The sequence below is a fragment of the Allocoleopsis sp. genome, assembly GCF_036703385.1.
GTDB lineage: Bacteria > Cyanobacteriota > Cyanobacteriia > Cyanobacteriales > Coleofasciculaceae > Allocoleopsis.
This window is the reverse complement of record NZ_DATNPA010000629.1, coordinates 1-8,706: the sequence shown is the minus strand read 5'-3', so window position 1 is coordinate 8,706 and position 8,706 is coordinate 1. Positions and strand designations below refer to the sequence as shown.

General features: G+C 47.5%; 8 protein-coding genes. 5 read left to right on the top strand and 3 right to left on the bottom strand.

All coding sequences use genetic code 11. From position 1 onward, the window contains the following. Window positions 1-87 precede the first annotated feature (87 nt). Complete coding sequence (locus V6C93_RS30005) at window positions 88-1,767, bottom strand: GH3 auxin-responsive promoter family protein (RefSeq protein WP_333480343.1); 1,680 nt, start codon at window positions 1,765-1,767, stop codon at window positions 88-90. 173 nt (window positions 1,768-1,940) lie between these two features. Here V6C93_RS30005 and V6C93_RS30000 point away from each other — a divergent pair, with 173 nt between their 5' ends. The 4 genes from V6C93_RS30000 to V6C93_RS29985 all read left to right on the top strand — a co-directional run bounded on the left by V6C93_RS30000 (window position 1,941) and on the right by V6C93_RS29985 (window position 6,086). After that, a complete protein-coding gene (locus tag V6C93_RS30000) occupies window positions 1,941-2,444 on the top strand; it encodes a sterol desaturase family protein (protein WP_333480342.1) in 504 nt (167 codons plus the stop codon). A 36-nt stretch (window positions 2,445-2,480) separates the two neighbouring features. Beyond that, a complete protein-coding gene (locus V6C93_RS29995) occupies window positions 2,481-2,798 on the top strand; it encodes an Mpo1-like protein (protein WP_333480341.1) in 318 nt (105 codons plus the stop codon). Between the two features lie 96 nt (window positions 2,799-2,894). After that, window positions 2,895-4,289 carry an amidohydrolase family protein gene (locus tag V6C93_RS29990; protein ID WP_333480340.1) on the top strand — a complete coding sequence of 465 codons (1,395 nt, stop codon included), beginning with the start codon at window positions 2,895-2,897 and terminating at the stop codon, window positions 4,287-4,289. Between the two features lie 219 nt (window positions 4,290-4,508). Beyond that, entirely contained in the window at window positions 4,509-6,086 is a 1,578-nt protein-coding gene (locus V6C93_RS29985) for a B12-binding domain-containing radical SAM protein (RefSeq protein ID WP_333480339.1), read from the top strand. 94 nt (window positions 6,087-6,180) lie between these two features. Here V6C93_RS29985 and V6C93_RS29980 read toward each other — a convergent pair whose 3' ends face one another. Then, window positions 6,181-7,437 carry an FtsX-like permease family protein gene (locus tag V6C93_RS29980; protein WP_333480338.1) on the bottom strand — a complete coding sequence of 419 codons (1,257 nt, stop codon included), beginning with the start codon at window positions 7,435-7,437 and terminating at the stop codon, window positions 6,181-6,183. A 249-nt stretch (window positions 7,438-7,686) separates the two neighbouring features. Between V6C93_RS29980 and V6C93_RS29975 the strand changes: the two genes are divergently transcribed. Next, a complete protein-coding gene (locus tag V6C93_RS29975) occupies window positions 7,687-8,112 on the top strand; it encodes a DUF1824 family protein (protein WP_333480337.1) in 426 nt (141 codons plus the stop codon). A gap of 59 nt (window positions 8,113-8,171) precedes the next feature. Here the strand turns inward: V6C93_RS29975 and V6C93_RS29970 are convergent, their stop codons facing one another. Next, window positions 8,172-8,492, bottom strand: coding sequence for a hypothetical protein (locus V6C93_RS29970; RefSeq protein WP_333480336.1), 321 nt, complete (start codon window positions 8,490-8,492; stop codon window positions 8,172-8,174). Window positions 8,493-8,706: the final 214 nt, after the last annotated feature.

Here is an 8,706-nt window from a genome sequence, read left to right as displayed (position 1 = left end):
CAAAAGTCAAACAATGATTCAGTTGTTCTTTGGGCTAGTGGAGCTAGGGGTCTCGCCTGCCCAAGGATTGGAATGCAAGCAACAGGTCTATTCTTTCAGCAACTTCACCTCCTGCTCTACCACTAAACCAGCGAGAAACTGCCGATCTTCGCTAATGTGGGGAAATTTGAGCTGTGAATCCGGGATTCCCCGCTTGAGTTGTCGCTGGCGCACAATACTAAAACTTCCTGCTGCCAGAATCCGTAGGTAAGGGGAAGGCACCAGATTGCGGCGTTTGACTTCGTAGTAGGGGTGAATTTCCTTGAGTTTATCGTCAAAGCGACGGAGGAAAAGTTGGGGATTTTCCAGGGTGCGATCGGGCGCAATTTCAATATTGACCAGATAACGAGCAGGTAACTCGTTCTCCGATAAGGTGATACAAAAATCCTCTAGGGGTAAGCCAAATTCTTGTTGCAAAGCTTGCATCACCGCTGTAACATGCGCCTCAGTGGTTTTCTCGGAAGTCGAAGAGAGTAGACCTCCGCGACGGTAGCGAAACACGAGTAGGGGAGCAGTTTCGTAGAAACCCAACACCTCAACAACATCACCGATATCGTAACGGTAGAAACCGCTATAGTTGGTCATCAGAATGCGGTAATGTTCTCCGGGTTTAACCTCAGTCGCGAGTAGAGTTTTTGGGTGTTCTGCCTCCCACTGGTCTTCGGGAATAAATTCAAAAAAACCTGTCTCGATCGCCAGGATACTGCCATCGTTGTTAAGGTCAGGGTAAATGCTAAAAGTCCCTTCTGCTGAGGCATAAACGGCTCCAAATCCAGGTGTATCCTCAAAGTAGCTGGGGAATCGCTGAAAGTAGAAATCCGACGTTCCGCCTCGTGCCGTAGCAACGTAGGAGAGTTTCGGCCAGACGAGTTTGGGGGTTAACCGCCCTTCTGACTTCAAGATTTCACGCAGTTGGGCGGCGCGGGTGGGTGCTGGACTGAAAAGTCTCTCTAATCGGGCGCGAATTTCGGGTTCGAGTTTGAGCCAATTAGCAATTTTTCCGCTTTCCAAATCCTGAATTAGGTTTTCACTGTACTCTTCTAAATAGGTACAAGTTCGCAGGATGAGCATGGGAAAATTAGCTGCCATGCCTCGCATTAACGGGTCACGCAGGGCAAATAGCAAGCAAACATAGTGGCGTGCCAAACTATCATCAGGTTTTAGGGTATCGTAAGGGTTGGCAAAGAGTTGTTCATAGACGAACTTGCCCATACGGAGGACACCTGTACTGCCCGGTCCGTAATCGATGCCACCACTGGTGCGCCCTAGTAATTGGGGTGAATTAGTGATCAGCAATTTGCCGAACGATAGCCCACGCGATCGCAACGCCTCACCTAAAAAGCCGATAGTGGTCAGGTTCGCCCATCCCAAGGAGTTTTGAAACCGCTGGGTTATGGGTATCATTTTTGCCCTGCTTGTCGAGCCACTTGTCATGTTGAAGTAAACAACTGGATCGGGTGTTAAGATATTCTTTTCGCCTTGGGCAATGCGATCGGTATAAGGTTGATAGCTACTGTAAGGAAGAACCGGAATTTTTTCTCGGAATTGGTCAATGGTTTTGATATCTTTCAATCCATACAGGCGACCCCATTCAGTCATTTTATAAGCCTGCAATAAACGACGTAAGAATTGTTCTTGTACAGACAATGTTCGGCGAGTTTTCTTCACGAAGTTCGCTCTAGCTTGTTCAGCAACCGTTGTCAAAAGTGGTAGCAATACGTTAGCCATTATGTCTTACACCAATTCATTAAAATTGCGATAGATATCGATTAAACCAGAAGAACACCAATATTCTCCGATCGCTGAGGATTTTGTTTGACGTTGCTACATCATCTGGCTTAAGGATGATGTCAAAATGTTCAAAAGACGTTTTTGTGAAGAAAGTGTGAGGAAAAGAGTTCATGACCGCATTGGCAAAGCTTTCTGTGGGAATTGCCTGCTTTGCTCTAGCATTTGTTCTAGCGAGTTTAGTTGAATACTGGCTGCATCGCTTGATGCATATCTCGCCTCGGATTGGTGAACGCCACCGCGATCACCACCGTCGCAACGAGGGGCAGGGAGTACTGTGGGAGTTCCGAGACTATGTCAGAGGCAGCTTCGTGGTAATGTGCTTGATGTTTTTTTTCTCTTGGGATGCCGGAATCGGTTGGTTGTTGGGAGGCGTCAGTTTTGCGGCGTTTTCCGCCTATGCCCATCAGCTACAGCACGAAAACCCGACCAAGTGCTTTTGGATGAAGATGCCCGTTCACTATGTCCATCATAAGTACGGCATGTGGCATCACAATTTTGGTTTGGCCGTAGATTGGTGGGATCATGTGTTTGGCACCTACAAGTCGGTGGAATGGCTGACACAAGAGGAACTGAGCCAACCGGAACGAGGTTATTTACAACTTCGCTGGTGGTAGAGTGTCCTAAGCGTTAAGCGGTGTAGGAGAATTCATTTGAGCTATTTCCAGGAGGCTAAAGCCCACTTTATTGCGAGTCATCAGAATCCGATCAACCAGATTCTGCACCACATCACTAACTTACTGGCGATAGCAGCTTTAATCTTGCTGTTTTACGATTGGCGGTTAACACTCATTTGCCTGGTGCTAACCCAAGTTTTTGCTTTAGGTGGTCATGCTTTCTTTGAGAAGAATGAACCAGCTTTTAGAAAGTATCCAGGTATGGTCATCCTTGCTTCAATGTCATGGTCGTTTGACCATTGGTTTGGTTTCCGTCAAGCTTGGACTTATGTCAAGCACCAGCAGCAAGCTTAGGTATTGGGAATGGGTAATGGGTAATTAGCCATCTTCCAACAATGACCAACCATTGACGATTGATCACCAACATAATGAATTAGTTGAGGAGTATTCATGTACCAAGGCTTGTTAGTGATCGATGCCGATGCCCACAAGCTAGAAAATCCCCTGGTAATGCGGGATTATATAGAACCGGAGTATCGCGATCGCATCGGTCTAGTGATTGATAGTCTCGGTGACCAACGGGCGAAAATCGTAGACTTCAATCCAGCAACCGGGAAAAATGACTTTATGCGCATGTTCCCTCAACCTCAAGGGTTGGGTAAAGGGGGCTTTCGTAACTTGCATCCAGACACAACCTTGGGTGCCATGTTCAATCGCGTGCGAATTGAACACATGGATCAGGAGGGCATTGATGTCCAGGTGATTTATGGCACGCTCAATCTGATCTTCTCTAGCATTATCGATAAGGATTTGGCGATCGCACTTTGCCGTGCCTACAACACCTACATGGCCGATGATTGCCGGGGCTACGATAACCGCCTCAAACCCATCGGTGTACTACCGCTACAAGATGTAGACGCTGCGGTAGCAGAAATGCACCGTTGTGTCAACGAATTGGGCATGATTGGCGTCGCCGTTGCTCCAAACCTGCCAATCCCCCATCCCAAAGCCCCTGAAGCGTTCCCAGATATTCGCACCTGTAAGGCAATTAGCCATCCTGACTTCCGTCCCATCCTCCAGGCAGCCGTAGACTTAGACATTGCCCTCGGCATTCACGGCGGACCCGGTTCTTACATGGTGGGTGGCATAGCGGATCACATGGAAACCTTTGTCCTTAGCCATATCTTCGTACAACGGAACCAGCAACAATTAGCCCTAGCACGCATGGTCTTTGATGGGGCATTTGAGCAATTCCCCACACTTAGGGTGGGTTTCCTAGAAGGCGGTTGTGGCTGGCTACCCGACCTCGCTCACGCCTTCCACGAACACTGGGAAAAGCGTATCCGCGACTTTGACCCTAAGAACCCCTATCGCCCATCCTTAATGGAATTCACCAAGCTGATGATTCAGGAAAGGGGGGGTAAAGACAATATCAACATCATCAGTAAGGCAAAAAACCTCTTTGACCTGTTGTGGAACGCCAAACATGACCCCACTCAGATCGAGGATGCTAGCTTGTACGAACACTACGACCTCCGCCACCGCGACCCCTTAGAATACTTTGAACGCGGGCAAATCTTCACATCATTTGAATCCGACGACCCAGGCCCTGGTTACCTGCACCTAGCAATGGGGGAAGTAGGTAAGCGCTTAGCTTGCTTCTCAGGCGACTACGGTCACTGGGACGGCGTACTGCAAAACTGTGTCAAAGATGCCGCAAGCGTTACCGACTATGACCGAGAGCATCTAGCGTTACTGTTGGGAGGTAACGCACTCAATCTTTATGGCAAGAGCCTACGCCAATCCCTACCCACGAACCTCATGGTTCAAAGCCAAAGTGTCTAAACGGTCAGATTAACCTTCTAGTTATTAGTTGTTGATGATTCATTGCCAGTTCTCCCAGCATGACTCCCAACAACTAATAACTAACAACCCTATAGCAATCCTGATTAAGTCATGAAACCCTCTTAACTCTCTTCTCTCCGTGTTCTGGAGTGCCTCTATGGTTAATTAAAACAAGTAAAGTTCACAAACCAAATAGGAACGCTATAAAAACTAAATTGTATGAAAACTTTACTTCTATATCCCCTCTTTCCCACCTCCTTCTGGTCATTTGACAAAGCACTAGAACTGATTGGACGTAAAGTTTCCCTTCCTCCTCTCGGTCTAATTACCGTCGCCGCCATTTTGCCTCAAACCTGGGAATTCCGCTTAGTAGACCGCAATGTTCGGTTTGAGACAGAAGCGGATTGGGCTTGGGCCGACTTGGTGATTATTTCGGGCATGATTGTCCAGAAACCCGATATGCTGCACCTGATTCGGGAGGCAAAGCGGCGCGGTAAGTTAGTTGCCGTAGGTGGCCCGTATGTTACCTCTGTTCCTGAGGCAGCACAGGAAGCAGGAGTAGATTTTCTGGTATTGGATGAAGGGGAAATTACCCTACCGCTTTTTGTTGAGGCTCTAGAACGAGGGGAAACCTCAGGAGTCATCCGCGCCAACGGTGAGAAGCCCGATGTCACAACGACACCCATTCCTCGATTTGACCTGCTGGATCTGAAAGCCTACACCGAAATGTCGGTACAGTTCTCGCGGGGCTGCCCGTTCCAGTGTGAGTTCTGCGACATTATCGTTCTCTATGGACGCAAACCCCGCACCAAAACTCCCGCGCAGTTACTCGCGGAGTTGCAGACTCTCTATGACTTGGGCTGGCGGCGTTCTGTGTTTATGGTGGATGACAACTTCATCGGCAACAAACGCAATGTGAAGCTACTGCTGCGGGAATTGGGGCCGTGGATGGCTCAACACGATTACCCCTTCCGCCTCTCAACGGAAGCCTCGGTGGACTTAGCGCAGGATGATGAATTGCTGGATTTGATGATTCAGGCCAACTTTACGGCTGTGTTCTTGGGGATTGAGACACCCGACACAGATAGTCTATCCCTGACTCAGAAATTCCAAAATACACGCCATTCTTTGATTGAAGCTGTTGGGAAAATCAATCGGGCGGGATTGAGTGTGATGGCGGGGTTTATCTTGGGTTTTGATGGTGAGAAATCTGGCGCAGGCGATCGCATCATTGATTTTGTAGAAGCAACGGCAATCCCTAAAGCCATGTTTGGGATGCTCCATGCACTGCCCAATACAGCCTTATGGAAGCGGTTGGAAAAGGAAGGTCGCTTGATGGAACACAATAAGGAAACCCAGGGTCACCAGATGGCACTGATGAACTTTGTACCGACGCGATCGCCAGAAGAACTTGCCCGTGAGTATGTAAACTGTTTTTGGGAGCTGTATGAACCAAGTCGCTATCTATCTCGTGTTTATCGGCACTTCATGAACATGAAGCCATCTCCGAATAAAGTACCATTCCGGATGCTGGAGTTAGTCGAAATGAAGGCCGTGCTAACCATCTTCTGGAGACAAGGAATTAAGCGCAACACTCGCTTCCAGTTTTGGCGTCAACTTTTCTCAATCATGCAGCGCAATCCAGGAGTATTTGTACCTTACCTGAGCAACTGCGCCCTAATTGAACACTTCATCCATTACCGCCAAATTGTACGGAATGAAGTTGAAGGGCAACTGGCTGAATATTTAGCAAACCAGGCCAACTCTCATCACTCAACATTAGTTGTTAGTCGTTAGTTGTTTCGTGTTTGCAAACAATCAGTGACACTAAAATTTAGATGACAGAGTCAATCCAAAATCTAAAATCCAAAATCCAAAATTAGATAACTCCTCACGCCTTGAACACCATTGCCGGATCAAGGCGGGTGACTTTTTGAATCGCAAAGATGGCTGAGCCAACACACATCACTAGCGTTATCCCAAAAACTGCGATCGCAGAGACTGGAGTAATTAAAATTAAAATACCCTCAGTCGCATAAGCCCAAGTGGCTACGCCATAACACAGAGCCACACTGGGAAGATAACCCAGAATGGCCATCCAGATGGCCTGTTCAATAATCACACCATATACCGTCCAATCCGAAGCCCCCATTGCCTTGAGGGTGCCAAACTCCTTGAGATGGTCAGAGACGGAGGAATAAAGAATTTGACCCACAATAATGACACCAACAATGATGCCCACAACAGCACCAAGACCCAGAATAAACCCAACTCCCGTTCTCTGCTGCCAATAGTTTTGATTCTTCAGGATAAACTCGTCATGAGTGTAGGCACGGGTGTTTGGCAAAGCTGCTTCTAGTTTTTTCTTGAGTGCCTGTAAATTTTCACCGGGCTTGGCTTTAATCAAGATGTAAGTAATCAAGTCAGATGCAACTAACTTGTCAGGTACGGGCGGAGGCTGAATCGGAGTCCCCGATTGAGGGGAACGTGTGGATGTGTTGGTACAGACTAATTCCTGCGAACCGGATGGTAATTGGCAGGATAGATCAGACTTCTGACCAGATGTTAGATAAACATTGGCACTCTTTAAAGAAGTGAAGAGGAAAGGATTGGATACAATGGCACGGTTGCCTTGTGTTAAGCCAACAATTCGTGTGGGTATAGAGTTTACAGTAGCTACATCACCAATCCTTTTGATATCCAGAGATTCGAGGGTCGTCTTATCAATAATCGCCGTGTAAGGCTCTGTCAGGGCACTGACACTTCCTTTCTTAAGGTTTTTTGGCGTAAACAATTGCCCATTGGGGTCAAATCCCACAACTTTGACCGATGCAATTTCGCTTCCGGAACGACGCCACATTGCGCCACTGAAAATCAATGCTTCAGCTAGCTCTACACCTGGCACCTGTCGAGCCTGAAGGACATAGGATAGGGGAATTGGCAACGTCAGTTCAATTTGGACTTGACTCTCTGAGGCCACCCAAATATCAGCATCGGCATTATGAATTAACTGCCCCGTAGAGCGAGTAAATCCATTAAAAATACCCGTTTGCAGGGTCACGAGACTCACTGCAAACATAATTCCTGCTTGAGCGACTAAGAAGCGAGGAATGTCTTCGAGCAGGTTTTTACGGGCAAGGGACACCATAGGAATCAGGTTTACCAAATTACTCTCTAGGGTAAACCTTGGCAGGTAAAATTTGCCCAGAAGCAGGGGTGTGATACAAAATCCGTTTTGATGACCAAAAACCAAAAAGGTCTCAAGCGCCTAACTTTCAGCCGTAGGGACAATCCAAAATCCAAAACCCAAAATCGAATGACCCCTTTATTGCTTAACTGGTAATGGGTTGAGAGTGTTCATGACCCATTACCGCCTTACCCATTACCCCTTGCTTCTATGCCTACTCAAAACTCAACTCCTCTCACTGTTCAAGAAGCACAACAACTTCTAAAGCCGTTCAACTGCATCGAAAACAAATCTGTGAACTCGGAATCAGAAAAAGCCCTACTCCGTCAAGCGCTGCTTTTGCTCACCGAACACTCGGATTACCAAATCTTAGGGATTTGCGCGGATACAGCGGCTCAAGGCTTATCTGCTCTCAAAAGTTATGCCAAAGCTTTAGGTTATCAACCCCCCTGCGACCTTGAGCCAATTGATGGGTCAGTTTATATCAAATTCAACCCGAAAAGCGGCCTGTGCTATCTCGATTCCTACGTAGGAACCCATCGCGGAGTATTAGTATCTTGCCAGTCTGCCTACGAAGACGGCATTAATGAAATGTACGGTCATTTGCCCCTGGATTTGTTTGAATCGCAGCCGTAAACGCTACAGGTTGGAACTCAATTCTCCAGCCAGCAGAAGACAAGACAATACAAACACACTCAAGACTTCACCTCTGCAACAGGCTTGACTTGAAATTTGTCTTCTTCTGTAGTCAGTTCCATCACTTGCAAGGTGTACCCTCTGGATTTCACAATCGGCTTGGCTTTAGCTTGTGCTTGGCTGGCTGTGGCAAACTTCATGGCTCCCCCTGGATGAGGACACCAATCTAACCGTTGCATCCCTCCTAGCGCTTCTAAAGACGCGAGGTAATTCTTGCTTTTGGGTTCAAAGAGGAGGTACTGAGGTTTGGAGGGAGTACTGTGTGTACCCTGTTCTGATTGAAGGTGACGTTGTTGCTTGAGTTTTGAAGCACGACCCATAAACACCTCATTTCTATTAGTAGTCGCTGCGTAATTGCCATGCTACACTTGACATCCTCTCCCGCTCGCGTTCTAACGAACTCTACCGGGAGATTCCCAAACCTCACGATTTAGGTTTCTGCTTCTTTCCTCTTCGACTGCTCTGAGAGGTTTTTCGCAACTGCCCAATAGACTCATGCGCAAGAGGTCTTACGTTCGCTCCACAGACTATCAC

What these genes read in the sequence shown, in the direction of transcription:
- V6C93_RS30005 (WP_333480343.1), bottom strand. Translation starts at nt 1,767, where the DNA reads ATGGCTAACGTATTGCTACCACTTTTGACAACGGTTGCTGAACAAGCT.
- V6C93_RS30000 (WP_333480342.1), top strand. Translation starts at nt 1,941, where the DNA reads ATGACCGCATTGGCAAAGCTTTCTGTGGGAATTGCCTGCTTTGCTCTA.
- V6C93_RS29990 (WP_333480340.1), top strand. Translation starts at nt 2,895, where the DNA reads ATGTACCAAGGCTTGTTAGTGATCGATGCCGATGCCCACAAGCTAGAA.
- V6C93_RS29985 (WP_333480339.1), top strand. Translation starts at nt 4,509, where the DNA reads ATGAAAACTTTACTTCTATATCCCCTCTTTCCCACCTCCTTCTGGTCA.
- V6C93_RS29980 (WP_333480338.1), bottom strand. Translation starts at nt 7,437, where the DNA reads ATGGTGTCCCTTGCCCGTAAAAACCTGCTCGAAGACATTCCTCGCTTC.
- V6C93_RS29975 (WP_333480337.1), top strand. Translation starts at nt 7,687, where the DNA reads ATGCCTACTCAAAACTCAACTCCTCTCACTGTTCAAGAAGCACAACAA.
- V6C93_RS29970 (WP_333480336.1), bottom strand. Translation starts at nt 8,492, where the DNA reads ATGGGTCGTGCTTCAAAACTCAAGCAACAACGTCACCTTCAATCAGAA.